This is a genomic window from Pseudomonas sp. FG86 (assembly GCF_057808775.1).
Genome location: NZ_JBMDIS010000069.1, coordinates 1 through 26667, shown reverse-complemented (window position 1 = coordinate 26667; position 26667 = coordinate 1). Strand labels below are relative to the sequence as shown.

Here is a 26667-nt window from a genome sequence, read left to right as displayed (position 1 = left end):
TTCGTCCGGGAAACTCGATGTTCCGTCTGTTATTCCGCCTGTCTGCCGCATTAATGGCCTTGAGCCTGACCGCGTGCGACGACGCCCCGCACTTCACCCAGGCCGAGCCCGGTGAAGCACGAGCCGGCGGCGCGACGACGGTGAACAAACGCGACCAGAACGCGTTCTCCCTGCCCTCGGCCAACCTGGCGCCGACCCGTCGCCTGGATTTCAGCGTCGGCAACAGTTTCTTCCGCAGCCCCTGGGTGATCGCGCCCTCCACCACCACCGCGCGCGATGGCCTGGGCCCGCTGTTCAATACCAATGCCTGCCAGAACTGCCATATCAAGGACGGCCGTGGCCACCCACCGTTGCCCGATGCGCCGAATGCGGTGTCGATGCTGGTGCGCCTGTCGATCCCGGATACGCCGCCTTACGCCAAGGTGATCGAGCAGCTCGGCGTCGTGCCCGAGCCGGTCTACGGCGGGCAATTGCAGGATATGGCCGTGCCTGGGGTGGTGCCGGAAGGCAAGGTGCGGGTCGACTACACGCCGGTCAATGTGACGTTCAAGGACGGTACCATGGTCGAGTTGCGCAAGCCGGACCTGCGCATCACCCAGCTCGGCTACGGGCCGATGCACCCCGATACGCGTGTTTCCGCGCGTATCGCCCCGCCGATGATCGGCCTGGGGTTGCTCGAAGCCATCCCTGATGCGGATATCCTGCGCAACACCGACCCGAAGACCGCCGCCAAAGGCGCCATCGTCGGCCGGGCCAATTGGGTCTGGGACGATGCCCAGCGCAAGACCGTCCTCGGGCGTTTCGGCTGGAAAGCCGGGCAACCCAATCTCAATCAACAAAATGTTCACGCATTTTCCGGTGATATGGGCCTCACGACCTCCCTGAGGCCCTTCGATGACTGCACCGACGCCCAAGTGGCTTGCAAACAGGCGCCCAACGGCAACGGCCCCGATGGCGAACCCGAAGTCAGCGACAATATCCTGCGCCTGGTGCTGTTCTACACCCGCAACCTTGCCGTGCCCGCACGCCGCGACGTCAATGCGCCGCAAGTCCTGGCCGGGAAAAACCTGTTTTACCAGGCCGGTTGCCAGGGCTGTCATGCTCCGGCCTTCACCACGGCGGCCAACGCCGCCGAACCTGAACTGGCCAACCAGGTGATCCGCCCCTACAGCGACCTGCTGTTGCACGACATGGGCGAAGGCCTGGCCGATCACCGTACCGAATTCAAGGCCAGCGGCCGCGACTGGCGCACCCCGCCGTTGTGGGGCATCGGCCTGACGCAAACCGTCAGTGGCCACACCCAGTTCTTGCATGACGGCCGCGCCCGCAACCTGCTGGAGGCCGTGCTCTGGCACGGCGGTGAAGCACAGGCGGCGCAGCAGCATGTGTTGTCCTTCAATGCCGAACAGCGCGCTGCGTTGCTGGCGTTCCTGAACTCTTTATAAGCGTCACCCCCATTACAGAAGGGAGCTCGACATGTTCCGTCCCAAGTTGTTGTTCACCAGCCTGGCCGCCCTCGCCCTCGGCGCCTGCTCGCCTCAAGACCCGCAAGCCGTGACCTCAGCGGCGATCGCCAAGCAAGTGATCCTGCCAACGTATAGCCGCTGGGTCGAAGCCGACCGTCAACTGGCCGTCAGCGCCCTGGCCTACTGCCAAGGCAAAGAAAGCCTGGATACCGCGCGCGCCGACTTCCTTCACGCGCAAAAGGCCTGGGCCGAGTTGCAACCGCTGCTGATCGGCCCACTGGCCGAGGGCAACCGTTCGTGGCAGGTGCAGTTCTGGCCAGACAAGAAAAACCTGGTGGGCCGCCAGGTCGAGCAACTGGTCAGCGCCCAGCCACAGATCGATGCGGCCGCCCTGGCCAAGTCCAGCGTAGTGGTGCAGGGCCTGTCGGCCTATGAATACATCCTTTACGACGCCAAGACCGACCTCGCCGACGACGCGCAGAAAGCCCGTTACTGCCCGCTGTTGGTGGCGATTGGCGAGCGCCAGAAAGCCCTGGCCGAAGAGATCCTGGCCAGTTGGAACAGCACCGACGGCATGCTCGCGCAGATGAGCAAGTTTCCGAACCAGCGCTACGCCGACTCCCACGAAGCCATCGCCGACCTGTTGCGTGTGCAGGTTACCGCCCTGGACACCCTGAAGAAAAAACTTGGCACCCCGATGGGCCGCCAGACCAAGGGCATTGCGCAACCGTTCCAGGCCGATATGTGGCGCAGCCAATCGTCCCTGCAAAGCCTGGAAGCCAGCCTGGCCGCCGCCCAGACCGTATGGGTCGGGGTCGACAACAAGGGCCTGCGTGGGCTTTTGCCGTCAGCGCAGAAACCCTTGGCCGACAAGATCGACGCCGCGTATGCCGCGACCCTGAAACTGTTCGCCAGCAACCAGCGCACGCTGAACGAACTGTTGGCCGATGATGCCGGCCGCCAGCAGCTTAACGATATCTATGACAGCCTCAACGTTGTCCACCGCCTGCACGAAGGCGAACTGGCCAAGGCGCTGGGCATCCAACTGGGCTTTAACGCCAACGACGGTGACTGATGATGCTCAGGCGACAAGCTTTGGCGATGGGGAGCCTGCTGCTCAGCGCATTGACCTTGGGTGGCTGGACGTTGTTCAAGCAAAAGGACAAGGGCCCACTGCTGCTGTCGGCACGCGATGATGCAGACGGCAAGCACTACGCCGTGGGCTATCGCCTGGACGGCCAGCGGGTGTTTGCCACCCAGGTCGGCCAGCGCTGCCACGACATCATCAACCACCCGACGCTGCCTATAGCGCTGTTCGTCGCCCGTCGCCCGGGCACCGAGAGTTACCTGATCGACCTGCGCGACGGCGCGCTGCTGCAGACTGTCACCTCCCATGCCAATCGCCACTTCTATGGCCATGCGGTGATCCACAAGAGCGGCGACTGGTTGTACGCCACCGAGAACGACACGTCCGACCCCGGCCGTGGCCTGCTCGGTGTCTACAGGTTCGAAGGCGAGCGCCTGGTGCACAGCGGTGAGCTATCCACCCACGGTATCGGCCCGCACCAGGTGTCGTGGATGCCCGACGGCGAAACCCTGGTCGTCGCCAACGGCGGCATTCGCACCGAAGCCGAAAGCCGCGTGGAGATGAACCTCAATGCCATGGAACCGAGCCTGGTGCTGATGCAGCGCGACGGTACGCTGATCAGCAAGGAAACCCTCGGGCAGACGATGAACAGCGTGCGCCATATGGGCATCGCCGGTGATGGCACCGTCCTTACCGGGCAACAGTTCATGGGGCCGTCCCAGGAGCGTTCCGAGTTGCTGGCGATCAAGCGCCCAGGGCAACCGTTCGTGGCGTTTCCAGTGGCGGATGAACAGTTGCAGGCAATGGGTCATTACACCGCCAGCGTCGCGGTGCACAGTGAGTTGCGCCTGGTGGCATTGACCGCCCCACGGGGTAACCGCTTCTTTATCTGGGACATCGACAGCGCTGAACTGCGCCTGGACGCTCCGTTGCCGGACTGCGCCGGTGTCGGGGCGGTGGCGGATGGGTTTGTCGTCACGTCAGGCCAAGGCCGTTGCCGCTTTTACGATTGCCGCCAGCAAGAGTTGCTAGCAAAACCGTTGGAGTTGCCGGCTGGGCTCTGGGATAACCATCTCCACCTGATCTGACGCCGCTCTCGGCAGAGTGCTCACATACCCGCTGGCGGCACTGCCTGGCGGGTATATTCCTACAAGAAGCAGAAAGGCTTCCTTCCTCTGATAGCTATATGCCCTTCATCCAAAGGGGATTTTTCGGCTTACCCGCCCCTACGGCCCTAATAACAATCGACGCCTTCGTCATTGTTACCCAAGGAGCCATCTATGCCTGGCCGCCGCATGCTCGCGATGCTTGGTGTCGTTCTCGTCGTGGTATCGATGCTAGCGGGCTACAAAGCGTTCTGGATCAACCAACAACTGACACGTCTGAATGCCCCCAAGCCGCCCGCCAGCGTATCGGTGGCGCCGGTCGTCACGCAGCTCTGGCAGCGCCAACTGCCGGCGGCTGGCAGTCTCAAAGCGCTTAAGGGAATCGATCTGAGTATCGAAGTGCCTGGTGTCGTCACGCAGGTGCATTTCGAGTCCGGACAAGCCGTTACAGCCGGGCAATCCTTGTTGCAATTGGAAAACCAGATGGAGACGGCCCAGCGGGACATCGCCCTGGCAAACCGTAGCCTGGCCCGACAGAATTTCGAGCGCGGCCAGATGCTGGTGGACAGTCAGGCGATCTCAAAAGGTGAGTTTGATCGGCTCTCCTCCGAGTTCAATCGACACAATGCGCTGGTCAAGCAGTACACCGCGGCGCTGGAAAAGAAACATATCACCGCCCCTTTCAGTGGCACCATCGGCATTCGCCAGGTCAATATCGGCGACTACCTGCAAAGCACGGCAGTGATCGCAAGCCTGCAAGACACCAGCAGCCTTTACGTCGACTTCCACGTACCCGAGCAAGCGGTCCAGTTCATTGAAATCGGCCAATCAGTACAGGTTGAAGTGTCTGCACGCCCCGGGCAGCACACCCTTGGCCTGGTCAGCGCCATCAACCCCATCGTCGATGACAGTACCCGGAATGTCAGGGTCCGGGCGACCCTGCCCAACCCGCACAACCGTTTACTGCCGGGCATGTTCGCCAGTTTGCAGGTGCAACTGGCACAGCCAACGCCGCAGGTCGTCGTTCCAGAGGAGTCAATCAGCTATAGCCCTGCTGGCCAGTATGTTTATGTTGTATCGCCACACGAGGCGGCCCCTGAAACCGCCGGTACGGTACTGACCGCCGAACAACGCCCGGTAGAGACCGGCGAGCGGCGCAATGGCCAGGTGATCATCACCAGGGGGCTGGCGCCCGGTGAACAGGTGGTCACGGCGGGCCAACTCAAGCTCAAACATGGCGCCCCCGTCATCGTCAGCGCCGACAGGAACCTGTCGCCGCACGCGCCGCTCTTCTCTGGCGACAACGGTGCAGCACCATGAGATTTACCGATCTGTTTATTCGCCGCCCGGTACTCGCCATGGTGGTCAGCCTGTTGATCCTGTTGCTGGGGCTGCAGGCCTACCACCAATTACCCCTGCGCCAATACCCGCAAATGGAAAATGCCCAGATCACCGTGACGACCCTGTACCCGGGAGCCAACGCCGAAACTATTCAGAGCCTTGTCACGCAGCCACTTCAGAAAAGCCTGGCAGGCGCTGAAGGCATCGACTACATGAAGTCCACGAGCCGCCAGAATGTCTCGGTGATTACTCTGCACAGCCGTACCGGCGCCGACAGCGATCGCTTGTTTACCGAGTTGCTGGCCAAGATCAACGAAGTGCGCAACCAACTGCCCCGCGAGGCGCAAGACCCGGTACTGAGCAAAGTCGCGACGGATACGACCGCCTTGATGTACCTGAGCTTCTCCAGCAATACGATGAGTAGCGCCCAAGTCGCCGACTACCTGCAACGGGTGGTACAACCCCGACTGTCGACGCTGCCCGGCATGGCAGACGCAGAAATCATCGGCAATCAAACCCGCGCCATGCGCCTGTGGCTGGACCCCATCAGGCTCGCCGGCTTCGGCTTGAGCGCCAGCGATGTGAGCCAGGCCGTCAATAGCTACAACGTGCAGTCGACAGCCGGTGAGGTCACGGGCGCCTATGTCGTCACCGGCGTCCATGCCAATACGCTGCTGCGCACGGCCGAGGATTTCGAGGCGATCACCTTGAAAAGTACGAATGACAGCCAGGTTCGCCTCGGTGACGTGGCACGGGTGGAGATCGGGGCGGAAAACTACAACAGTTTCAGTTCATTCAATGGCATGCCTGCCACCTATATCAGCATCAAGCCTGCACCGGACGCCAACCCTCTTGAGCTCGGCGAGCAGGTGCGTGAGTTCATTCTCGCGCTGCAATCACAGCTGCCGCCCGATCTGGCGGCCGATATTGCCTTTGACTCCACGCAGTTTATCCAAGCCTCCCTCGACGAAGTCGTGACCACGCTGCTGGAGGCCGTACTGATCGTGGTGATCGTGGTGTTCCTGTTCCTGGGCACACTGCGCTCGGTGATTATTCCCATCGTCACCATCCCCTTATCCTTGATCGGGGTGATGTTTTTCATGCAACTGATGGGCTACTCCATCAACGGCCTGACACTGTTGGCCATGGTCTTGGCCATCGGGCTGGTGGTGGATGACGCCATTGTGGTGATGGAAAACATTCATCGGCACATTGAAAATGGCTGGTCCCCCTTCAAGGCCGCGATCATAGGGGCTCGGGAAGTATGCGCCCCGGTCATCGCCATGACGATTACGCTCGCGGCGGTCTATGCCCCCATCGGTTTTTTGCAGGGGCTGACGGGCTCGCTGTTCAAGGAGTTTGCCTTGACCCTGGCCGGGGCCGTGGTGATATCCGGCATCGTGGCACTGACCCTGTCACCGATGATGTGCGCACTGTTGCTACGCAAGGGGAAGCCTTCCCAAGGGTTCGCACTGACGCTGGATCGCATTTTCGAACGCCTGAAACAGCGTTATCTACGCCTCCTGCAAGAGGTGCTGAATGCACGCCCGGTCGTACTGGTGTTCGCTCTGATCGTTATGCTCCTGATCCCGGCGATGCTCATGTTCACGCCTTCACAGCTGGCGCCGGATGAGGACAAAGGCGTTGTCTTTATGCTCACCCAAGCGCCGCAAGCCTCCAACCTCGCCTATTTGAACGCCCACACCAAAGACTTCACGTCGCTGTTCGAGACACTCGCCGAATATCAGGGGTCGTTCCAGATCAACGGCCTGAACGGCGCGCAATCGGGCATCGGCGGCTTCCTGCTCAAACCCTGGGGGGAACGTGAGCGTACTTCGATGCAGATACTGGAACAGTTGCGCGAGAAACTGGACAGCATTCCCGGCCTTCAGGTACTTGCCTTCAACCTGCCCGCCCTACCGGGCACCGGTGAAGGCCTGCCCTTCGGTTTCGTGATCAGTACGCCCGGCGATCATCAGTCACTGCTCGATGTAGCGGAACGGGTCAAACAACGCGCCATCGACTCAGGAAAATTCGCTTACGTCGACATCGACCTAGCCTTCGACCGGCCAGAAGTCGTGATCGACATTGACCGAAACAAGGCGTCGCAGATGGGTGTTTCGATGCAAGACCTGGGGCTGACCTTGTCGACACTGCTGGCGGAGACAGAAATCAACCGATTCAGCATGGACGGCCGTCATTACAAAGTGATTGCCCAAGTCGAACAAGCGTTCCGAAACACGCCAGACTGGCTGAACCACTACTACGTCAAAAACGCCAAAGGACAGTTGCTGCCCCTCTCCACGCTGATCACGGTGTCCGAACAGAAAGCACGACCACGCCAGCTCAATCAGTTCCAACAAATGAACTCAGTACTGATCGCGGGTTTCCCGATTGTCAGCATGGGCGACGCCATCGACACCCTGCGCGACATTGCGCAAGAGGAAGCCCCACCCGGTTTTACCTTTGACTACAGCAACGCCACGCGTCAGTTCGTTCAGGAAGGTGGCGCGTTATGGGGCAGCTTTGGCCTGGCACTGGCGATCATCGGCCTGGTACTGGCGGCCCAGTTTGAGAGCTTTCGCGACCCACTGGTGATCCTGGTCAGCGTACCGCTGTCGGTCTGCGGGGCGTTGGTCGCCCTGTTCCTGGGATGGTCGAGCCTGAACATCTATACACAGATAGGCTTGGTCACGCTGATTGGCCTGATCAGCAAACATGGAATCCTGATCGTCGAATTCGCCAACCAGTTGCGCCGAGAGCAGGGGTTAACGATTCGCGAAGCCGTCGAACAAGCCGCCGCGACGCGTCTGCGTCCGATTCTGATGACCACCCTCGCCACCGTCCTGGGCGTCGTGCCGTTGATCCTGGCCAGCGGTGCCGGGGCGGTCAGCCGATTCGATATCGGCCTGGTGATTGCCACCGGCATGTCCGTGGGCACCCTGTTCACCTTATTTGTACTGCCCTGCATCTACACCCTGCTGGCAAAACCCGGAATGCTACCCGGCAGTATCTTGCCACTGCCGGTGTATCCCTCACCCTTCGGGGGCTACGGCCGGCTTGAGATCCTTCCTCAAGCGCCGCTGCTACTCAGCCATGCGCTGCCGGCCCCCCTGCCAGGCCTGTCAACATTGCCAGCGGCCCCCCCTGGGAAAGACGGAGTAACGTTTCGATTCGTCGGCCCCAATCCGTCCGAGGAACCGGAAGGTGCCATGCCGCCGCAGGTTGATCGTAGGGGGTGTGGTGCGGCTGATCGCCCTGCCACAGGCGGATTACACGGCCTTTTCTATCTACCTGCTGATCCCGGTCTGTTTCAGGCCCAAACCGCCAGAGAGTGTCGTCGTGGCGATGGCCGTCGAGCAGCCCAGGCAACCACGCTGACCATCAGTGAGTACACGGAAGGCCTTGAAGGGCGTGAACCTGAGTCTGGTGATTGCGCGGGCAATCAAGGATATGCAGCTCGAGTCCGGGCAGATAGTGAAGAGCCGCCAACCGCGGGTACCACTTCATAGCGCCGTCGAAGCACCACCACAGCCAAGCTGGTTGTGCTTCGCGCAACGCGCCATGCCTGGGGCACACCCCAAAAAAAAGGGCCTCGCATCGCAAGGCCCTTTCCGGGGGTTTCAATCGTTTCAACTTTGCGGCCTCATCCCTTGAGACATTCCAAACATAAACAGCAGTAACTCGTGGTCAGGCTTGACCGCCACACTCGCCTTGGCGACGCGCGGCAACAGGCATTGCCCGCCGCTTTGCACCGCGCTGAGTACTTGTGTGCGAGGTTGTTCCCAGACGACCAGGGCCAAGGCTGCAATGCCCAATGCCCCCACCAGGAACAGACCTCGTGCTATTTCTAGCTTCATTTGGTTAAACCCTTGATAGCGCTGCCAAACGCCGTCTCGTAAAAGTAGCTGAGTTTTTCCCAGTCGCTATCGCTCCACGACGAATGGCGGCGCAATTGCAGCATATCGTGGGACGCTGCCCGATAGGCGGTCAGGCGCTGGCGACACTTTTCAAAATCCAGCAACGCCACTTCCACGGTGGCCGAGTCGCCTTCGCCGGTGACCCGCGCAAAAATGTGCTTGATGTACAGGCAACCATGTTGCCAGCGCCCCTTGTGCATGCGTGCCAGGGTCGTCGCCACTTCCTTGAGCAGGCGCTCATGGACTCCTTCGCCGTACTGTTCACGACCACCTGCGGCGTACCACTTTTCGATTTCATCGAAGCCGTCCAGCGAAGCGGTCACCAACAATGCCTTCCATTGGTGCTCCGGATCACGACGTGCCTCGCAGAAGACCATTTCCGGTACGCGCACATTCAGCGAACGCAGGCCCTTGAGGGCATCGCGCTCGCGCAACACGGTGGGACGTCCAAAAGGATGCAGCCAACTGCGGTAGATATGCCCGGTCTGACGTTTGCTGTAGAGCAAGCGCCCATTGGGGCCCATCACCCGCTGCACACCACTTTCACCACCGCGCCGACGATTGGGCTCTTCGACCCATTCGCCCTGTTGGCGCCAGAAATAATCAAATCGCTCTTCGGGAGCTACGTGACTGCCTGCTACGCACTCAACTGCCATCCTGTTACCTCTTGCGCAATACGTACACCCGCCACATGGCGTAGAGCGGGATGAAGTCCAGGGATTCCTGAACACGGAAGCCGGCCTGCTCAAACTCTGCTTCGACAGTAGCAGCCGGTAACACAAACCGGTTTTGGTAACCTTCCTGCTCACCTTTCTTACGACGTTTTACTTCGGCACGCTTACGTTTCCAGGCCTTGAAGTTGCCATCCACCCACAGCGAAATGATCACGCTGTCGCGGGTTACACGCTGAAATTCGCGCAGTATCGCCAGCCTGTGCTCAGGATCACCAATGTGATGCATCAAGCGCATACAGAAGATGCTATCGACCGAGTTATCGGGTAAATCGATATCGAAGGCAGATGTCTGCAAGGGGCGTACCCGTTTGACCACGTCCGCCGGTTGCGCGTGCATCGCGACCTTCAACATCGACTCCGAATTGTCGGCACCGATAATCACGCGGTTGGGTTTTTCGGCCAGCAGCGGCCAGAAGCGCCCAGCCCCGCAAGGCAAGTCCAGGACCAGACCCGGTTCACCGGCCATGGCCAGTGCGCCGCGCGCCAATTGCTCGTCACGTTTGTGGGACAACCGGCGAGCCAAATTGTCCTGATGCTTGAGCAAATAATTCTGCGCGTGCTGATCGTCGTATTTTTCAGAAAATTCGAGCTTGATCGGGGTAGGCATCGCTGATCTCCAGTTACTGATGCCTACAACCTTAGGCAGCTAACTGTGATCAACAGGTCAACCAAGTGTGAAAAACTTGTCCTGTCCAATCTCATACATTTCAAAATTTTACAGATACAGTCAGTAGCACGGGGCCATCTTCGCCGAACAGCGGGGAATCTGCCGCAGCATAGCGGCAGGGTGGGCGGTCAAGGTTTGACCTGGCTCAACTCGACATGAAAGCGGCAACCGTTGGGTTCCATGGTGCTCAGGCTGACGCTCCAGCCCTGGTTCTCACAGATGCGCTGCACCAGGGACAAGCCCAGGCCAAGGCCTTCGCCGCGCTTCTCGCTGCCACGCACAAAAGGCTCGAACATCGCCTCGCGCTTGTCTTCGGGAATGCCGACACCGGAATCCTCCACCACGAAACCACTGGGCTCCAGCGTGAGGCGGATAAAGCCCCGTTCGGTGTAATGCAGGGCGTTGCGCAACAGGTTGCCCATCACCGCGTGCAGGAAGGTGGTGTTGTAGCGGGTGTCCAGGGGGTTGCCCGGTTGATAGATCAGCTCCAGCCCCTTTTGCTCGATAGGTTCGCGCCAGATGCCCAGCAAATCGTCCGCCACCTGGGTGAGGGTCACCCGCGGCGACATGGTGGCATCGTTGTGCTGGGCACGCGCCAGCATCAGGAAGGTCTGGACCAGCTCGCGCATTTCTTCACAGGCCCGTGCGATGCGCAGCACCTGGTTACGGCCGCGCTGGTCGATGGCCGGGTTTTCCAACAGCAGTTCGCAGGAACTGGCCAGTACCATCAAGGGTGTGCGCAACTCGTGGCTGACATCGCTGGTGAACAACTGCTCACGGGACAATGCCTGGCGCAGACGGCCCAACGTGGCATCAAAGGCCACTGCCAACTCGCCCACTTCATCGGCGGCATAATCCGGCGCCAAGGGCGGCGCCAGGCCGAGCAACTGGTCGCGATGGCGAACCTGGCGCGCCAGTCGCACCACCGGGGCCATGACCTTGCGGGCCAACACCCAGCCCAGGAAGACTGCCAGTGCCAGGCTGAGCACGAAGCCCACCAGCACCACGGCAAACAACACGCGCTCACGTTCCTCGAAGTCACTCTGGTCTTGCAGCAGCACATAGCGCCGGCCATCCACCACTTCGACCATGGCGTGATACGACAGCGCCTCGCGGAACACTTCATGGAACCCCGGCTCCAGGTGCCGCAGGTCCTTGGGTAGCTCAAAGTCCCCGCGCCCGCCGCTGAAATAGAACAGCTGGTCCGGCTCGGGTCGGTGGCTCCAGTCTTCGACGCTGTCCATCAGCAGCAGGCGCTGCAGATCGCCGCCCAGGCCAGCCGATATCAGCTTCTCTTCCACCAGGTGCACCGTCGCGACGATGCCCATGGCGAAGGCCCCCGCTACCAATGCGCTCATCAAGGCAAAGGCGATGATGATGCGCTGGGCAAGGCTCTGCTTAAACTCCATCACGACCCTCGGCCAGGCGGTAACCCACGCCGTGCACGGTTTGCAGCAATGGCTTGGCGAACGGTTTATCGATCACCTGGCGCAACTGGTGGACGTGACTGCGCAGGCTGTCACTGTCCGGGCAATCGTCGCCCCACAGCGCTTCTTCGAGAATTTCCCGACGCAGCACGTGAGGGCTTTTCTGCATCAATACCGCCAGCAGCTTCAGGCCCACCGGGTTGAGTTTGAGCAGGCGCCCTTCGCGGGTGACTTCCAGGGTATCGAGGTCGTAATGCAAGTCGGCCACCTGCAGGGCCCGCCGCCCACCACCCTGGGCACGGCGCAGCACAGCTTCAATGCGTGCAGCCAGCTCCGACAGGGCGAACGGCTTGAGCAGATAGTCATCGGCGCCGGACTTGAAGCCCTGCAGCCGGTCATCCAGCTGGTCACGGGCGGTGAGCATGATCACCGGCGTATCACGCCGCGCGTCTTCGCGCAGGCGTTTGCACAAGGTGTAGCCATCGATGCCAGGCAGCATGATGTCGAGCACGATCAGGTCGTAATGCTCGGTGGCGGCCAGGTGCAGGCCCGATAAACCGTCCTGCGCGCAGTCCACGGTGTAGCCCTTGAGGCCCAGGTAATCCGCCAGGTTGGCCAGGATATCGCGGTTGTCTTCAACCAATAAAATTCGCATGGGCAGTGTCTCCGTACTTTCGTGACGACCGTGTTGGCTCGCGCAGCTTAAGGCCAAGTGGGACGCAGGGATAGAGCTGAGGGGCGCGTCGATAAAGGTTTTCAACCGATTAAATAAACCAACGAGTTTTTCACTATAGCTTCACAAACTGACTACAGTGTCAGGCCGAAGATCGCCACCCATTGATATAAGGAAGATGACATGGGGTTTCTCAAAACAGCGCCTATGCGCTATCTGCTGCTGGTAACGGGTACCTGGCTGGTTATTTTCCTGCTCACACGCAGTGTGCTGCTCGCCACTCACCTGGATGAAGTCGGCGGCAATCTGCTGCCGGTATTCGGCGTGGGTTTGCTGTACGACCTGGGTTTCCTGACCTACGCCGCCCTGCCCTTGGGCTTGTACCTGCTGCTGTGCCCACCGGCGCTGTGGCGTCGCCGCGGTCACCGTTGGTTCCTGCAAGCGGTGCTCACCATCAGCGTGTTTGCAATGCTGTTTACCTCAGTGGCCGAATGGCTGTTCTGGGATGAATTCGGCGTGCGCTTCAACTTTATCGCCGTCGACTACCTGGTGTATTCCAACGAGGTATTGAATAACCTGCTGGAGTCCTACCCGATCGGCAAGTTGCTCAGCTTGCTGGCAATGCTCGCCATCGTGCTGAGCCTGGCCTTGCGCAAACCGTTCAATGCCGCGCTGAACGCACCACTGCCGCCGATGCGTGGCCGCCTGCTGAATGCCCTGGCGTTGCTGGTCGTCGCCGGTCTGAGCCTGCAACTGATCAGCCAGGACAGCCCACGCGCCCAGGGCGGCAATGCCTACATGAACGAACTGGCGAGCAATGGCCCCTATCAGTTCTTCGCCGCGTTCCGTAACAACGAGCTGGATTACTCGCAGTTCTATAAAAGCCTGTCGACCGACGTGGTGGCCAAGCAATTGCGCGCCGAACTCAGCGAACCGAATGCCCGTTTTGTCGGCCAGGACCCGCTGGATGTCCGCCGCGCCATCACCAACCCAGGCACGTTGCGCAAACCCAATATCGTGCTGGTGACCATTGAAAGCTTCAGCGCCAAGTACATGGGCAGCAATGGCGACGGGCGCAACCTTACGCCCAACCTCGATGCACTGCGCCAACAAAGCCTGTATTTCAATAACTTCTACGCCACCGGTACCCGTACCGACCGAGGCCTGGAGGCGATCACCCTGGCGATTCCACCGACGCCCGGGCGCTCTATCGTCAAGCGCATTGGCCGTGAAAGCGGTTTCGCCAGCCTGGGCCAGCAGCTCAGTGCCATCGGTTATGACAGCGTGTTTGTCTACGGCGGCCGTGGCTACTTCGACAACATGAACGCATTCTTCAGCGGTAACGGTTATCGTGTGGTCGACCAGAGCAGCGTGCCCGAGTCGGAAATCTCCTTCAAAAACGCCTGGGGCATGGCGGACGAGGACCTCTACAAACAAACCTTGAAGCTGGCTGATGCCGACTACGCCAAGCAACAGCCGTTCTTGCTGCAACTGATGACCACTTCCAACCATCGCCCCTACACCTACCCGGACGGGCGCATCGATATCAAATCCGGCAATGGCCGCGACGGCGCAGTGAAGTACACCGACCACGCCATCGGCCAGTTCCTGGAAGCTGCACGCCAGAAACCCTGGTTCGATAACACCATCTTCGTGTTCGTCGCCGACCACACCGCCGGCAGCGCGGGCAAGGAAGACCTGCCCATCACCAACTACCAGATTCCGCTGTTCATCTATGCACCCAAGCTGATCGACGCCCGGGAAAACGCGCAACTGGCCAGCCAGATCGACCTCGCGCCAACCCTGCTGGGCCTGATCAACCTGAGCTACGAGTCAACCTTCTTCGGCCGTAACCTATTGCAAGACAACCCATTGCCACCTCGGGTAGTGGTCGGCAACTACCAGCACCTGGGGTTATTCGACGGCAAGGACCTGGCGATCCTCAGCCCACGCCAGGGCCTGCGCCGCCACGACCAGGCCCTGGGTGAGAGCCAGGAACTGCGGGTCGGCAGTGATGATCCGCTGATCCAGCGCGCGATTACCTACTACCAGGCCGCGAGCTACGGTTTCAAACAACAGTTGCTGGGCTGGAGGGCACCCAAGGACGAGGCCCCGGCACTGAGCACGCGCTAACCAAAACGTCCCGTACCGCTGAGTACGGGACTTTTTTCCAGGGTTCACCATGCCATCCACCTCTGCAGTGCCGGTTTCCAAACCTCTCAATTTCTGGCTGTGCCTGGGCATCCCCGCCGTGGCTGCGCTCCTGATGCTGTTGCTGGAGCTGACATCGCTGGACATGGACCTCGCCAAGCGCTTCTACAACGCGGCGGACGGCGGCTTCATCGGCCGCTACAGCTTCTTCCTCGAAGACGTCCTGCATGACCGCGCTAAACAGCTGGTGATCCTGTTTTCAGTGCTGGCAATTCTGGGGCTTATCGGCACGTTCATCCTGCAACGGCTCAAGCCGTACCGCCGCGAGCTGGTGTGCCTGGTGCTGTCCCTGGGCCTGGCCACCGCCTTCGTCTCGCCGTTGAAAACCATCACTGCCGTACAGTGCCCCTGGAGCCTCAAGGAATTCGGCGGCCAGGAAACCTATAGCGAACTGCTCAGCCCACGCCCACCCACCGACAAACCCGGGCGCTGCTGGCCGGGCGGTCATGCGGCTACCGGGTTTGCCCTGTTCGCCTGGTTCTTTGCACTACGGGATCGGCGACCGCGGATGGCGCGCAAGGCGTTCATCTTTGCTGTTGCGCTGGGTAGCGTTTTTTCAGTGAGCCGCATGCTGCAAGGCGCGCACTTCTTTTCCCATAACGTATGGACGGCGATTTTCTGCTGGCTGATCTGCCTGGGGCTGTACTGCCTGTTGCTCTATCGGCCATCACGCGTTGAGGCGGCAAATACTCAGGCAGTGAATCCGTAGACCGGCATATTCACTCAACCGCCGGCGTTTCCTGAGGGCCATAAAAAACCCCGCCTGCATCGCTGCAGGCGGGGTTTTTATTAGCCGGGTAAGGCTGGCTTACATCATGCCGCCCATGCCACCCATGCCGCCCATGTCTGGCATACCGCCGCCAGCCTGGCCTTCTTTCTTCGGTAGATCAGCGATCGCTGCTTCGGTGGTCAGGATCAGACCGCCGATGGAGGATGCCGCTTGCAGCGCGGAACGAGTCACCTTGGTAGGGTCCAGGATGCCCATTTCGATCATGTCGCCATACACGCCAGTCGCAGCGTTGTAACCGTAGTTACCTTTGCCGTTCTTGACTTCGTTGACCACTACGCTTGGCTCGTCGCCGGAGTTCGCAGCGATCTGACGCAGCGGTGCTTCAACAGCACGACGCAGCACAGCGATACCGACGTTCTGGTCAGCGTTGTCGCCGGTCAGGTCAGTCAGGGCTTCCAGAGCACGGATCAGCGCAACGCCACCGCCAGGTACCACGCCTTCTTCAACGGCTGCGCGGGTTGCGTGCAGGGCGTCTTCAACGCGGGCTTTCTTCTCTTTCATTTCAACTTCGGAACCCGCGCCAACCTTGATCACTGCAACGCCGCCGGACAGCTTGGCCAGACGCTCTTGCAGTTTTTCACGGTCGTAGTCGGAGGAAGTTTCGGCCACCTGGGCGCGGATCTGAGTGATACGCGACTGGATGTCCTGGTCTACGCCAGCACCGTCAACGATGATGGTGTTTTCCTTGGAGATGGTCACGCGCTTGGCGCTACCCAGGTTTTCCAGGGTGGCGCTTTCCAGGCTCAGGCCGATCTCTTCGGAGATAACGGTACCGCCGGTCAGGACGGCGATGTCCTGCAGCATGGCCTTGCGACGGTCGCCGAAGCCTGGAGCCTTGACGGCTGCAACTTTGACGATGCCACGCATGTTGTTTACAACCAGCGTCGCCAGGGCTTCGCCTTCAACGTCTTCGGAAACGATCAGCAGTGGGCGGCCAGCTTTGGCAACGGCTTCCAGCACTGGCAGCATTTCGCGGATGTTGGAGATTTTCTTGTCGACCAGCAGGATCAGCGGGCTGTCCAGCTCGGCAACCATGGTTTCTGGCTTGTTGACGAAGTACGGGGACAGGTAGCCACGGTCGAACTGCATGCCTTCAACAACCGACAGTTCGTTTTCCAGGCCAGTGCCTTCTTCAACGGTGATCACGCCTTCTTTACCGACTTTTTCCATGGCTTCGGCAATGATGTCGCCGATGGAGCTGTCGGAGTTGGCGGAGATGGTGCCTACCTGAGCGATAGCCTTGGTGTCAGCGCAAGGCTTGGACAGTTTTTTCAGCTCGGCGACGATAGCGATGGTCGCCTTGTCGATGCCGCGCTTGAGGTCCATCGGGTTCATGCCGGCAGCGACGGCCTTGTAGCCTTCGTTGACGATTGCCTGAGCCAGAACGGTGGCGGTAGTGGTGCCGTCGCCTGCGTCATCGTTGGCACGGGAGGCAACGTCTTTGACCAGCTGCGCGCCCATGTTTTCGAAACGGTCTTCCAGTTCGATTTCTTTAGCGACGGAAACGCCGTCCTTGGTGATGGTCGGAGCGCCGAAGCTCTTCTCGATGATCACGTTACGGCCTTTCGGGCCCAGGGTCGCTTTTACTGCGTCAGACAGGACGTTGACACCAACGAGCATTTTCTTGCGGGCGGAATCGCCGAATTTAACTTCTTTAGCAGCCATGATCGATATTCCTTAAATACTTTGTAGTAACGGGAAAATGAGCGGGGAAATCAGTCTTCCAGAACGGCGAGAATCTCGTTCTCAGCCATAACCAGAAGGTCTTCGCCGTCGACTTTCACAGTGTTGCTGCCGGAGTAAGGGCCGAATACGACTTTGTCACCGACTTTAACGGCCAGCGCACGTACGTCACCGTTTTCCAGAGTCTTGCCTGGGCCTGCAGCGACGATCACACCGTGGTTGGCTTTTTCAGCAGCCGAACCTGGCAGAACGATACCGCCAGCGGTTTTCTTTTCTTCTTCGCTGCGACGGATAACGACGCGGTCGTGCAGAGGACGAAGCTTGCTCATTGTCGATCTCTCCTAATTGTGTTTTTCATCGGCCGGTGTCAGTACCGGCAGGTTAAATCCGGCGGTGCCGGTCGCGGTTCGCTGGGCGAAACGCGGAAGTCTGTCTGGTGTCGCCACCAGAAACCTTGCGGTGACCGTTACATAAGGGCGCATCAGCTGATTACAAGGGGCGTGGAATGAATTTTTTTGCGTTTGCCAGTCCAGAAAAGCAACACGGCACCCGAAGGTGCCGTGTCGGTGAAGCGGTTATTTGCTGTCGCGATGCTCGAACTCGCCTTCGATCACATCACCTTCGCGCCCCAACGGCTGGCGTGGAGCCGGGCCGCCACGGGGTTGCAGGTCGTCGGCAAACGCGCGCTGGCGAATCGCAGCCTCTTCGGCGCGCTGGCGCATCTTGCCGGCCAGCAGCTTGCGGGTGAAGGGCAGCAACATGACCAGGCCGACCACATCGCTGATAAAGCCCGGCAGGATCAATAGGCCACCGGCCAAGGCCATCATCAGCCCTTCGAGCATGGTCTGGGCCGGCAATTCACCACGATTCAGGCTTTCACGGGCACGCAGCGCCGTGGCCAGGCCGGCGACGCGCAGTACCAGTACGCCGAGCATCGAGCCGAGAATGATCAGCAGCAGAGCCGGGAAAAACCCGATCGCACCGCTGACTTGAACGAATACGAACAGCTCCAACACCGGGAACAGCAGAAAGAGCAATAAAAAAGGGCGCATCAAATTGTTTCCTCAACGCAAGAATGCCTTGCCAGTCCACCTTAGATGACGTCGCCATTTCGTGAATTCAAGCTTCAGCGCTGGCTTTTTTCGGCCAGACCTCGGCGTGAGCCAATAAAACCAAGGCCTCGCGCACTTGTGTCGGCGTGTTGCAAGGCTCGGCAAAGGGCAACCAGTACAGGGCATGGCCGATACGCAGGTGCATGCCCTCGCTGTCGATGCCGGCCAGTTGCGCAGGCTCGTGGTTCGGCAGGCCGGCCAGTTCGACGTAATGCGCGATAGCCTTGGCGTGATCGCTGTTCATGTGCTCGATCATGCTGCGCTCGGCCGCACCAAAGAACGGATTGGCCAAGGTCAGTTGGTCGACCCAGTGAATCGCGCCAAACCCGCCGATATAACGATGGCGTACCGGCTTGAGGACCCAGAAGTCGAAATCGTGGGCCTTATGGTAGTTGGCCGACTCGGGGAAGTAGCGGTAATAGCGTTCGGCCGCCGCTTCAATCGCAGCGCCCTCCTCCAGCTTCTCGGCTTCGGCCAGGCAGGTCAGGCGCCCCACCGCCTGCACATCATCCGCTTCGCGCTCGCCGACCAGCAGCGAACACTTGGGATCTTTCTGCAGGTTATGGGTGTGCTGGGCAATCCGGCTGATCAGGATCAGCGGCCGGCCTTCGGAGTCCAGGCAATAGGGCACCACCGAACCAAAGGGAAAGCCGGGCATGGCCTTGGACAATGTGGAGAGAGCCCCACGGTATTCCTTGAGCAACAGCTCTCGGGCGTTCTTGGCAACGTGCGCGCTCAACGTATGACTCCTCGGGTATTCGGCCGCCCTGGCCTATGGGAATGGATCTCAACCCAAGGTAATCAATATCCGCACAGGTTGCCAGCGGCACCCCGGCGGGCGGGTTCAAGCTGATTACCAGGCGACGCCAAAGCCTGCGGTGTAGCGGGTCTTGCTCAAGCTGCTTTCCGACTCGCCGCTGATAATGTCGCGTTCAGCCTTGAGGTTGAGCGAGGCCCACTCGGTGACTTTGTAGCGCAGGCCCATTTCCGCATCGAGGGAATATTCGGACGGGCCGCCGATGGGCTTGCCGACTTCGCCGTTGGTGAAGAACTCGACCGTCTTGCCGACCAGATAGCGGTTGTAGTTCCACTTCATGGCCAGGGAATAGAAGTTGTCCTTGCCGCCATCGGAGTATTCGTAATCGGTGCGGTTGACCAGCGACCCCAGCGAGAACGCCCCCAGCTCATCATCCCAGAACTGGTAGCCCGGGCCGGTGCCCACGGTGCGTTGACGGGACAGGTCTTCAACCTTGTCGCGCTTGTAGGTCAGGCGCCCCTGCCAGAACCAGTGCTCGGTCAGGAAGCGGTCGAGGTCGTACTCCAGGGCCCAGTTGTCGGTGGTGGTGACGTCGTCCTGGAACTCGCGGTTGTATTCGCCCTGCCCCGTGTGGCGCCATTGACCATGGCGCGCGATGGTCTTGAAGTCGATGTCGTAGTCATTGGTGTCTTTCTCGGCACGCCTGTAGTCCAGTGCCATGTCGACATTGCCTTTCCATACCAGGTCTTCGATCACCGGCTTGGGCTTGATGATCTGCTGGATGCTCGCCAGTTCGACGGTCTTGGGCGCCTCGCCATTGGCCAGCACCACCTTGCCGTCATCGGCGGCCTTTAACGATTTGGCTTTCTCGCCGGTATAGGCATCCTGCTTGACCAGCAACTCCTGGTCACTCTCCAGGGTTTTCACCTGCTTCCAGTCCACCGGGATCGCGCCCGCGTAGTCAGTCTGGATCAGCAGCTTGCCACCGTCGAAGACTTTGATCTTGCCAGTCAGGCGGTCACCGTTCTTCAACCAGACGGTATCAGCCAGCAAGGGCGCGGAAGCGCTGAGAACAGCAAGGCACAGCAGGGTTCTGGGCAACATAAGCGATTAAGGAGCTCAAGATTGGCGAAAAAGGACGATTATCGTATTAGATAGCTACGACTGACTCGGGGATCTATATTGAGTTCAATACTCATCCGCATACTTATCAGACGCTTCTTACAAAACGACCCAGGATCCGAACGGATATACCCCCAGTGAACCCACCCAATGAAACCCCGCAAAGCCCCGCCGAGATGCGCCGCACCGCGCTTTACCTGACACTGGCGCAAGTACCCGAAGGTTGTGTGGTGAGCTACGGTGAACTGGCCCACCTCGCCGGGTTGGGGCGTGCGGCACGCTGGGTCGGACGCACGCTCAGCCAGTTGCCGCAGGACACTCGCCTGCCCTGGCACCGGGTGCTGGGTGCCGGCGGTCGGATAAGCCTGCCAGTGGGCAGTGCCTCAGGCGACGAGCAACGTGCGCGTTTGCGCAGCGAAGGTGTCACTATCCTGAACAATCGCGTGGATATTCAGCGTCATGGCTGGCGCCCGGTAGAGCACAGCGGTTAGAGTGCGCGCTTTGTTTCCGTGAATCTGAGGCAGACTCCAGCCCATGCCCCGTAAAACCTGGCGCGCCGCGCTCGCCGCCTATGCCAGCCCCTCGACGTTAGTGCTGTTGTTGCTCGGCTTTGCCGCCGGCTTGCCTTACATGTTGGTGTTCTCGACGCTTTCAGTATGGTTGCGCGAGGCCGGTGTGGCCCGCGAGACCATCGGCTATGCGAGCCTGATCGGTTTGGCGTATGCCTTCAAATGGGTGTGGTCGCCGCTGCTCGACCAATGGCGCCTACCGCTGCTCGGCAAACTCGGACGTCGTCGTTCCTGGCTGGTACTGGCCCAGTCGCTGGTGATCCTCGGATTGATCGGCATGGGGTTCTGCGACCCGCAGAAACACCTGTCCTGGCTGATTGCCATTGCGGTCGTGGTCGCCTTTGCATCGGCCACCCAGGATATCGCGGTCGACGCCTATCGCCTGGAAATCGCCGATGACAGCCGCCAGGCAGCCCTGGCGGCCAGCTATATGTCCGGTTATCGCATTGCCGCCCTGCTGGCCACGGCGGGTGCGCTGTTCTTCGCCGAAGGCTTCGGCTCCACCGGTTTCAACTATAAGCACTCGGCGTGGACCGGCACCTATGTCCTGTTCGGCGTGCTGATGATCCCGGCGCTGCTGACCACCCTGTTCATGCGCGAACCCAATGTGCCATTGCGCACCCAGTTGCAGGCGGGGCGCTACAGTTTCGTGCATCAATTGGTGTCGGTGTTCGTGCTGATCGTGCTGCTGGTGTCGGTACCGGCCATGTTCACCCAGCTATACAACACCGATTTCGCCAGCGTGCTGTTTCACGGCGTGAGCCTGTGGGAATTGCTGATGGAAGACCGCGCCTTCCTGCGCGCCATCCTGTACATCACCCTCACCGCGTTGTGCCTGTCGGCCATGGGCCGTCGCGGCCTGGCGCCGGTGCTGACACCGGTCAACGACTTTATCCTGCGCTACCGCTGGCAGGCGTTGCTGCTGCTCGGGCTGATCGCCACCTATCGCATGTCCGACACGGTGATGGGCGTAATGGCCAACGTGTTCTACATCGACCAGGGCTTTACCAAGGACCAGATCGCCGGGGTCAGCAAGATCTTCGGCCTGATCATGACCCTGCTCGGCGCCGGCATGGGCGGCCTGCTGATCGTGCGCTTCGGTATCCTGCCGATCCTGTTTATCGGCGGCGTCGCCTCGGCCGGTACCAACCTGCTGTTCGTGATGCTCGCCGACATGGGCCCGGACCTGCAGATGCTGATCTTCACCATCTCGCTGGATAACTTCAGCTCGGGCCTGGCCACCTCGGCGTTTGTCGCCTACCTGTCGAGCCTGACCAACCTCAAGTTCTCCGCCACCCAATATGCGTTGCTCAGCTCGATCATGCTGTTGCTGCCACGCCTGATCGGCGGCTATTCGGGGGTGATGGTAGAGAAGTTCGGCTATCACAACTTCTTCCTGATCACCTGCGTGCTGGGTGTACCGACGCTGCTGCTGATTGCGCTGCACTGGTACCAGGAGAATCGGCGCATTCGGTTGAGCCCGCCCGCCGAAGACTGACAGAGCCTCCCCCTGTAGGAGCGAGCTGGCTCGCGAAGAAGTCACAGACACCGCGTTTATCCCGGTTTCCCACGTCATCGTTGACGATCTTCGCGAGCAAGCTCGCTCCTACAGGCAGCCCAACATTCTGATGCCTGTACGCCGGCAGTTTGCGCCCGTACAATCCCAAGTCATTTCAAGTTCAAGCAACCGACAACGGCCTACCATGCGTACCAGTCAATATTTGCTCGCCACACAGAAAGAAACGCCTTCCGATGCGGTCGTGATCAGCCATCAGCTGATGCTGCGCGCCGGTATGATCCGCAAGCTGGCCTCCGGCCTGTACACCTGGCTGCCCATGGGCTTGAAGGTGATGCGCAAGGTCGAAGCGATCGTTCGCGAAGAAATGAACGCCGCCGGCTCTCTGGAAGTGTTGATGCCGAGCACCCAACCGGCCGAGTTGTGGCAGGAATCCGGGCGCTGGGAAGAGTACGGCCCTGAGTTGCTGCGCTTCAAGGATCGGCATGGCCGCGACTTTTGTGCGGGCCCGACCCACGAAGAAGTGATCACCGACCTGATGCGCAACGAGTTGAGCAGCTACAAGCAGCTGCCCCTCAACCTGTACCAGATCCAGACTAAATTCCGTGATGAAATCCGCCCACGCTTCGGCTTGATGCGTGGCCGCGAGTTCATCATGAAGGACGCGTATTCGTTCCACGCCGACCAGGCTTCCTTGCAGGTCACCTACGACCGCATGCATACCGCCTACTGCAACGTGTTTACGCGCCTGGGCCTGAAATTCCGCCCGGTTGAAGCGGACAACGGCTCCATCGGCGGCGCCGGCTCCCACGAGTTCCACGTACTGGCCGAGTCCGGCGAAGACGATATCGTGTTCAGCAACGGTTCCGACTACGCGGCGAACATCGAGAAAGCCGAAGCCGTGCCACGGGAAACGTCCCGTCCAGCCCCGGCAGAAGAGCTGCGCCTGGTCGACACCCCGGAGACCAAGACCATTGCGGCCCTGGTGGAAAAATTCAATCTGCCGATTGAAAAGACCATCAAGACCCTGATCGTGCATGCCGAAGAAAAAGGCAAGCTGATCGCCCTGGTCATCCGCGGCGACCACGAACTCAACGAAATCAAAGCCGCCCAGCAACCTGGCGTGGCCAGCCCGCTGGTCATGGCCTCCGATGCCGAACTGCGTGACGCCATTGGCGCCGGCGCCGGCTCCCTGGGCCCGCTGAACCTGCCACTGCCGATCATCATCGACCGTTCGGTCGAGCTGATGAGCGACTTCGGTATCGGCGCGAACATCGACGACAAGCACTACTTCGGCGTGAACTGGGAGCGCGACCTGCCAGTACCGACCGTGGCCGACCTGCGTAACGTGGTGGCCGGCGACCCAAGCCCGGATGGCAAGGGCACCCTGGAAATCAAACGCGGCATCGAAGTCGGGCATATCTTTCAGCTGGGTAACAAGTACAGCAAGGCGATGAAGTGCGAAGTGCTGGGCGAGAACGGCAAGCCGATCACCCTGGAGATGGGTTGCTACGGCATTGGCGTTTCGCGCGTGGTTGCCGCTGCGATCGAGCAGAACAACGACGAGAAAGGCATTATCTGGAGTGACGCCCTGGCGCCGTTCCAGGTGGCCCTGGTGCCGCTGCGCTATGAAACCGAGCAAGTCCGCGAAGCCACCGACAAACTGTATGCCGAACTGACGGCAGCCGGTTTTGAAGTGTTGCTGGACGACCGCGACAAGAAAACCAGCCCGGGCATCAAGTTCGCCGATATGGAACTGATTGGCATCCCGCACCGGATCGTGGTCAGTGACCGCGGCCTGGCCGATGGCAATCTCGAATACAAGAGCCGGACCGAAGCCGAAGCCCAACCGTTGCCGGTGGCTGACGTGCTGTCTTTCCTCCAGGCGCGTATTCGTCGCTGAAAACCAGATCAAGAGAAGTCATGTTCAAGCGAAACACCAGAGCCCTGGGGGGCGCCGCCTTGTGCGGCGCCCTGCTTGTCAGCGGCTGCGCCAACCAGATGTCGCAACGCAGTGAGCACGAGGAGCGGGTCGAGCGGAAATTGCTCGACCACAGCCTGCAGATCGATGTCGGCGAACCCAAAGTGCTGGAGCTGCCGCAACGCCGGGTTCGCATTCATGAGCAGAAGACCTTCGAGGTCACCGAGTTCGAAGTCACCCGTCGTTACGACCGCTACACCCCTTACCAACCCTGGCGCAAACTCTATGAGATGCCCTTGGGAGCAGTTGCCCTTGTGGCGGGCGCGGGCGCGAACGTGGCGAATATCTTTGCCCTGGGGCACTTGCCCACCAGCATGACCCATGACTGGCTGACCTACGGCGTGGACGGGCTCAACCCGTTCATGAACGTGCAATCCCATGGCCGTGCGCAACAGAACCTGGCGGGTATTGATGAAGTCCAGCGCGACAAGCGTGTGGAATATTCGAGCCTGCCCTGGAGCGAGCGTCCGGTACAGGTCACCGCCGGCCGGCAAGTGCATGAGCTGACCACCGACCGTAATGGCGTGCTGCGCCTGAACCTGTTGGACAGCCCGTTCGCCGAGCAGGACTTGAACCGCATCACGACCTTGAAGATCAGCGTGGAAGATGGCCAGGACGACGTGCATTCGGACTCGACCCTGGCGATCAGCAACACCCTGCGCGGCAAGCTGCTGGAAGCGCATGCCCTGATCTACGACGACCTGGAAGATGACGAAGTCAGCCAATGGGTGCATCGGGTCAAGCGCCTGTCGGAACTGGGCCTGGAAGAAGAAGCCAGCGAGCTGGAACAAAGCCTGATTGAACTGACCCGCAATGATCCGGAGTTGCAACAGGAATTCCTGCAAGCGCTGACCAAGGATGCGGGGCGCTTGGTGGCGGATCCCGGCGCACGCTGATACTTCGGAAACGCTTAGATCTAAATGTGTGAGGGCAAGCCCGAATGCCATTCAGTTAAGGCTTTTTTGTAGGAGCGAGCTTGCTCGCGAAGAACCTCAACGATAACGCGTGTTTCCTGAATCAACGCGGGGCCTGTGAGTTCTTCGCGAGCAAGAACTAGGCGTCCCCCTCGCTCCTACAGAAGGCGATGTACGCTTGACCCCCCCACATTTTGTTCCCGGTTTCTACCAAGAGAACTCTAACTGTTCGTTGCCACCACTCAGGTCGAGCAACCGCACCCCAATCCCCAGCAACCGCACCGGTTTGCCACCGCGATTGAATGCCTGGGTCATCAGTTGTTGATAACTCTCCAGGTCCCGCCCTGCCCCGGCCTGCTCCAGCGTGGTCTGGGTAAAGTCATGAAACTTCACCTTCACGAACGGCTTGCCCGCGCGGTAACTGCTGTCGATGCGCGCCATGCGCCCGGCCAGGGTTTCCATCAATTCGGGGAGTTTCGCCAGGCAACTTGAGAGATCTGGCAGGTCAACATCATAGGTATTTTCCACACTGATCGATTGCCGGCGGCTGTCATTCTGCACCGCCCGCTCATCAATCCCACGGGCCAGGCTCCACAGCCGTTCACCAAAACTGCCAAATTCGCGTACCAGTGCCAGCTTGTTCCACTCGCGCAACTGCAAGCAGTCTTCAATGCCCAGGCGCGCAAGCTTGTCCGCCGTCACCTTGCCAACGCCATGCAGCTTGCTCACGCGCAACTGGGAGACAAAGTCTTCGACCTGGTCGGGGGTGATCACGAACAGGCCGTTGGGTTTCTTCCAGTCGCTGGCGATCTTGGCCAGGAATTTATTCGGCGCCACCCCGGCGGACACGGTGATGTGCAGTTGGTTGGAAACCCTGCGGCGAATGTCCTGGGCGATACGCGTGGCACTGCCGCCAAAGTGCGGGCTGTCAGAGACATCCAGGTAGGCTTCATCCAGCGACAGCGGTTCGATCAGGTCGGTGTAGTCGCGAAAGATCGTCTGGATTTCCTTCGACGCTTCTTTATAGGCATCCATGCGCGGCTTGACGATGGTCAGGTCCGGGCAGAGCTTCAGGGCATGGTGAGAGGACATCGCCGAGCGCACGCCATAGGCCCGCGCTTCGTAGTTGCAGGTGGCAATCACACCACGCCGATCGGCCGCGCCCCCTACCGCCAGCGGCTTTTGCGCCAGGCTCGGGTCATCGCGCATCTCGATGGCGGCGTAGAAGCAATCACAGTCGACGTGGATGATTTTGCGCTGCGTCATATAAAGGGTGTAGTTCAACGGGTGGCCAGTATCGCACTCACCCCTGTATATAGCACCAGTAGTTTGATTCTTCCGTCTGAGCGGTAGGAAAAATCCAAGGTGAATTTATTTTTTCAATCGAAATTGTCCACCCAATAGAGCTGAAACCCTCAGCCAGACTGGGCCCGAGCGTACCGAGCTACGCGCTTGGAGAGCTAAGCAATTGAACCACAAGCGCTTTTCTTCAATTCACAGGTTGACACACCCGCGTTCCTCTGTAGAATGCCGACACACAGACGCGGGATGGAGCAGTCTGGTAGCTCGTCGGGCTCATAACCCGAAGGTC

21 protein-coding genes and 1 pseudogene are annotated in these 26667 nt (G+C 60.1%); 11 read left to right on the top strand and 11 right to left on the bottom strand.

Features of this window, described 5'->3' with window-relative positions:
• The first annotated feature begins 17 nt into the window (after nucleotides 1-17).
• The 5 genes and pseudogenes from ACODSV_RS28170 to ACODSV_RS28150 all read left to right on the top strand — a co-directional run.
• On the top strand, nucleotides 18-1445 hold the full coding sequence (locus tag ACODSV_RS28170; protein ID WP_150054817.1) for a di-heme oxidoreductase family protein: 1428 nt from the start codon (nucleotides 18-20) through the stop codon (nucleotides 1443-1445).
• 31 nt (nucleotides 1446-1476) lie between these two features.
• Entirely contained in the window at nucleotides 1477-2541 is a 1065-nt protein-coding gene (locus tag ACODSV_RS28165) for an imelysin family protein (protein WP_150054816.1), read from the top strand.
• Nucleotides 2542-2543: 2 nt separating this feature from the next.
• Nucleotides 2544-3641, top strand: a complete 1098-nt coding sequence (locus tag ACODSV_RS28160; RefSeq protein ID WP_150054815.1) for a DUF1513 domain-containing protein — start codon at nucleotides 2544-2546, stop codon at nucleotides 3639-3641.
• Between the two features lie 192 nt (nucleotides 3642-3833).
• Entirely contained in the window at nucleotides 3834-4979 is a 1146-nt protein-coding gene (locus ACODSV_RS28155; protein ID WP_150054814.1) for an efflux RND transporter periplasmic adaptor subunit, read from the top strand.
• Nucleotides 4976-7993 (top strand): annotated as a pseudogene (locus tag ACODSV_RS28150) (multidrug efflux RND transporter permease subunit); the annotation flags it as partial. The gene ACODSV_RS28155 and the pseudogene ACODSV_RS28150, both read left to right, overlap by 4 nt.
• A gap of 639 nt (nucleotides 7994-8632) precedes the next feature.
• On the opposite strand, the gene ACODSV_RS28145 reads toward ACODSV_RS28150, so the two are convergent.
• From ACODSV_RS28145 to colR, 5 genes are all read right to left on the bottom strand, one after another.
• Nucleotides 8633-8860 carry a hypothetical protein gene (locus tag ACODSV_RS28145; protein ID WP_150054813.1) on the bottom strand — a complete coding sequence of 76 codons (228 nt, stop codon included), beginning with the start codon at nucleotides 8858-8860 and terminating at the stop codon, nucleotides 8633-8635.
• A complete protein-coding gene (locus ACODSV_RS28140; RefSeq protein ID WP_150054812.1) occupies nucleotides 8857-9576 on the bottom strand; it encodes a lipopolysaccharide kinase InaA family protein in 720 nt (239 codons plus the stop codon). Before ACODSV_RS28140 ends, ACODSV_RS28145 begins: the two co-directional genes overlap by 4 nt.
• A 4-nt stretch (nucleotides 9577-9580) precedes the next feature.
• On the bottom strand, nucleotides 9581-10261 hold the full coding sequence (locus tag ACODSV_RS28135; RefSeq protein WP_024077210.1) for a class I SAM-dependent methyltransferase: 681 nt from the start codon (nucleotides 10259-10261) through the stop codon (nucleotides 9581-9583).
• A gap of 188 nt (nucleotides 10262-10449) precedes the next feature.
• Nucleotides 10450-11730 carry a sensor histidine kinase gene (locus tag ACODSV_RS28130; RefSeq protein ID WP_024077211.1) on the bottom strand — a complete coding sequence of 427 codons (1281 nt, stop codon included), beginning with the start codon at nucleotides 11728-11730 and terminating at the stop codon, nucleotides 10450-10452.
• Nucleotides 11720-12403: a two-component system response regulator ColR gene (colR, locus tag ACODSV_RS28125; protein ID WP_016975511.1), complete on the bottom strand. Its 684-nt coding sequence runs from the start codon at nucleotides 12401-12403 to the stop codon at nucleotides 11720-11722. Before colR ends, ACODSV_RS28130 begins: the two co-directional genes overlap by 11 nt.
• A gap of 201 nt (nucleotides 12404-12604) precedes the next feature.
• Between colR and ACODSV_RS28120 the strand changes: the two genes are divergently transcribed.
• Both ACODSV_RS28120 and ACODSV_RS28115 read left to right on the top strand, forming a co-directional pair.
• The gene (locus ACODSV_RS28120; RefSeq protein ID WP_150095355.1) at nucleotides 12605-14554 is read left to right on the top strand and encodes an LTA synthase family protein; all 1950 of its coding nucleotides are present in this window, start codon (nucleotides 12605-12607) and stop codon (nucleotides 14552-14554) included.
• A 49-nt stretch (nucleotides 14555-14603) separates the two neighbouring features.
• Nucleotides 14604-15341, top strand: a complete 738-nt coding sequence (locus ACODSV_RS28115; protein WP_150054810.1) for a phosphatase PAP2 family protein — start codon at nucleotides 14604-14606, stop codon at nucleotides 15339-15341.
• A 99-nt stretch (nucleotides 15342-15440) separates the two neighbouring features.
• Here the strand turns inward: ACODSV_RS28115 and groL are convergent, their stop codons facing one another.
• From groL to ACODSV_RS28090, 5 genes are all read right to left on the bottom strand, one after another.
• A complete protein-coding gene (gene groL, locus ACODSV_RS28110; protein ID WP_024077214.1) occupies nucleotides 15441-17087 on the bottom strand; it encodes a chaperonin GroEL in 1647 nt (548 codons plus the stop codon).
• Between the two features lie 50 nt (nucleotides 17088-17137).
• Nucleotides 17138-17434: a co-chaperone GroES gene (locus tag ACODSV_RS28105; RefSeq protein ID WP_003175874.1), complete on the bottom strand. Its 297-nt coding sequence runs from the start codon at nucleotides 17432-17434 to the stop codon at nucleotides 17138-17140.
• A 246-nt stretch (nucleotides 17435-17680) separates the two neighbouring features.
• A complete protein-coding gene (locus ACODSV_RS28100) occupies nucleotides 17681-18157 on the bottom strand; it encodes an FxsA family protein (RefSeq protein ID WP_024077215.1) in 477 nt (158 codons plus the stop codon).
• 67 nt (nucleotides 18158-18224) lie between these two features.
• On the bottom strand, nucleotides 18225-18956 hold the full coding sequence (locus tag ACODSV_RS28095) for a HugZ family pyridoxamine 5'-phosphate oxidase (protein ID WP_150055423.1): 732 nt from the start codon (nucleotides 18954-18956) through the stop codon (nucleotides 18225-18227).
• Between the two features lie 114 nt (nucleotides 18957-19070).
• A complete protein-coding gene (locus ACODSV_RS28090; RefSeq protein ID WP_024077217.1) occupies nucleotides 19071-20078 on the bottom strand; it encodes a DUF481 domain-containing protein in 1008 nt (335 codons plus the stop codon).
• 194 nt (nucleotides 20079-20272) lie between these two features.
• Between ACODSV_RS28090 and ACODSV_RS28085 the strand changes: the two genes are divergently transcribed.
• From ACODSV_RS28085 to ACODSV_RS28070, 4 genes are all read left to right on the top strand, one after another.
• On the top strand, nucleotides 20273-20587 hold the full coding sequence (locus ACODSV_RS28085) for an MGMT family protein (protein ID WP_206379640.1): 315 nt from the start codon (nucleotides 20273-20275) through the stop codon (nucleotides 20585-20587).
• A 43-nt stretch (nucleotides 20588-20630) separates the two neighbouring features.
• A complete protein-coding gene (locus ACODSV_RS28080; RefSeq protein ID WP_024077219.1) occupies nucleotides 20631-22163 on the top strand; it encodes an AmpG family muropeptide MFS transporter in 1533 nt (510 codons plus the stop codon).
• Between the two features lie 205 nt (nucleotides 22164-22368).
• A complete protein-coding gene (locus ACODSV_RS28075; protein WP_024077220.1) occupies nucleotides 22369-24084 on the top strand; it encodes a proline--tRNA ligase in 1716 nt (571 codons plus the stop codon).
• A 20-nt stretch (nucleotides 24085-24104) separates the two neighbouring features.
• Nucleotides 24105-25058 carry a hypothetical protein gene (locus ACODSV_RS28070; protein ID WP_024077221.1) on the top strand — a complete coding sequence of 318 codons (954 nt, stop codon included), beginning with the start codon at nucleotides 24105-24107 and terminating at the stop codon, nucleotides 25056-25058.
• Between the two features lie 225 nt (nucleotides 25059-25283).
• On the opposite strand, the gene dinB is transcribed toward ACODSV_RS28070, so the two are convergent.
• Nucleotides 25284-26342 (bottom strand): DNA polymerase IV, encoded by a 1059-nt coding sequence (gene dinB / locus ACODSV_RS28065; protein WP_024077223.1) that lies wholly within the window; start codon nucleotides 26340-26342, stop codon nucleotides 25284-25286.
• Between the last annotated feature and the right edge of the window lie 325 nt (nucleotides 26343-26667).

Bases quoted from the DNA above. Each gene is read 5' to 3' on its own strand.
- ACODSV_RS28170 (WP_150054817.1), top strand. From the start codon at position 18: ATGTTCCGTCTGTTATTCCGCCTGTCTGCCGCATTAATGGCCTTGAGC.
- ACODSV_RS28165 (WP_150054816.1), top strand. From the start codon at position 1,477: ATGTTCCGTCCCAAGTTGTTGTTCACCAGCCTGGCCGCCCTCGCCCTC.
- ACODSV_RS28160 (WP_150054815.1), top strand. From the start codon at position 2,544: ATGCTCAGGCGACAAGCTTTGGCGATGGGGAGCCTGCTGCTCAGCGCA.
- ACODSV_RS28155 (WP_150054814.1), top strand. From the start codon at position 3,834: ATGCCTGGCCGCCGCATGCTCGCGATGCTTGGTGTCGTTCTCGTCGTG.
- ACODSV_RS28145 (WP_150054813.1), bottom strand. From the start codon at position 8,860: ATGAAGCTAGAAATAGCACGAGGTCTGTTCCTGGTGGGGGCATTGGGC.
- ACODSV_RS28140 (WP_150054812.1), bottom strand. From the start codon at position 9,576: ATGGCAGTTGAGTGCGTAGCAGGCAGTCACGTAGCTCCCGAAGAGCGA.
- ACODSV_RS28135 (WP_024077210.1), bottom strand. From the start codon at position 10,261: ATGCCTACCCCGATCAAGCTCGAATTTTCTGAAAAATACGACGATCAG.
- ACODSV_RS28130 (WP_024077211.1), bottom strand. From the start codon at position 11,730: ATGGAGTTTAAGCAGAGCCTTGCCCAGCGCATCATCATCGCCTTTGCC.
- colR (WP_016975511.1), bottom strand. From the start codon at position 12,403: ATGCGAATTTTATTGGTTGAAGACAACCGCGATATCCTGGCCAACCTG.
- ACODSV_RS28120 (WP_150095355.1), top strand. From the start codon at position 12,605: ATGGGGTTTCTCAAAACAGCGCCTATGCGCTATCTGCTGCTGGTAACG.
- ACODSV_RS28115 (WP_150054810.1), top strand. From the start codon at position 14,604: ATGCCATCCACCTCTGCAGTGCCGGTTTCCAAACCTCTCAATTTCTGG.
- groL (WP_024077214.1), bottom strand. From the start codon at position 17,087: ATGGCTGCTAAAGAAGTTAAATTCGGCGATTCCGCCCGCAAGAAAATG.
- ACODSV_RS28105 (WP_003175874.1), bottom strand. From the start codon at position 17,434: ATGAGCAAGCTTCGTCCTCTGCACGACCGCGTCGTTATCCGTCGCAGC.
- ACODSV_RS28100 (WP_024077215.1), bottom strand. From the start codon at position 18,157: ATGCGCCCTTTTTTATTGCTCTTTCTGCTGTTCCCGGTGTTGGAGCTG.
- ACODSV_RS28090 (WP_024077217.1), bottom strand. From the start codon at position 20,078: ATGTTGCCCAGAACCCTGCTGTGCCTTGCTGTTCTCAGCGCTTCCGCG.
- ACODSV_RS28085 (WP_206379640.1), top strand. From the start codon at position 20,273: ATGCGCCGCACCGCGCTTTACCTGACACTGGCGCAAGTACCCGAAGGT.
- ACODSV_RS28080 (WP_024077219.1), top strand. From the start codon at position 20,631: ATGCCCCGTAAAACCTGGCGCGCCGCGCTCGCCGCCTATGCCAGCCCC.
- ACODSV_RS28075 (WP_024077220.1), top strand. From the start codon at position 22,369: ATGCGTACCAGTCAATATTTGCTCGCCACACAGAAAGAAACGCCTTCC.
- ACODSV_RS28070 (WP_024077221.1), top strand. From the start codon at position 24,105: ATGTTCAAGCGAAACACCAGAGCCCTGGGGGGCGCCGCCTTGTGCGGC.
- dinB (WP_024077223.1), bottom strand. From the start codon at position 26,342: ATGACGCAGCGCAAAATCATCCACGTCGACTGTGATTGCTTCTACGCC.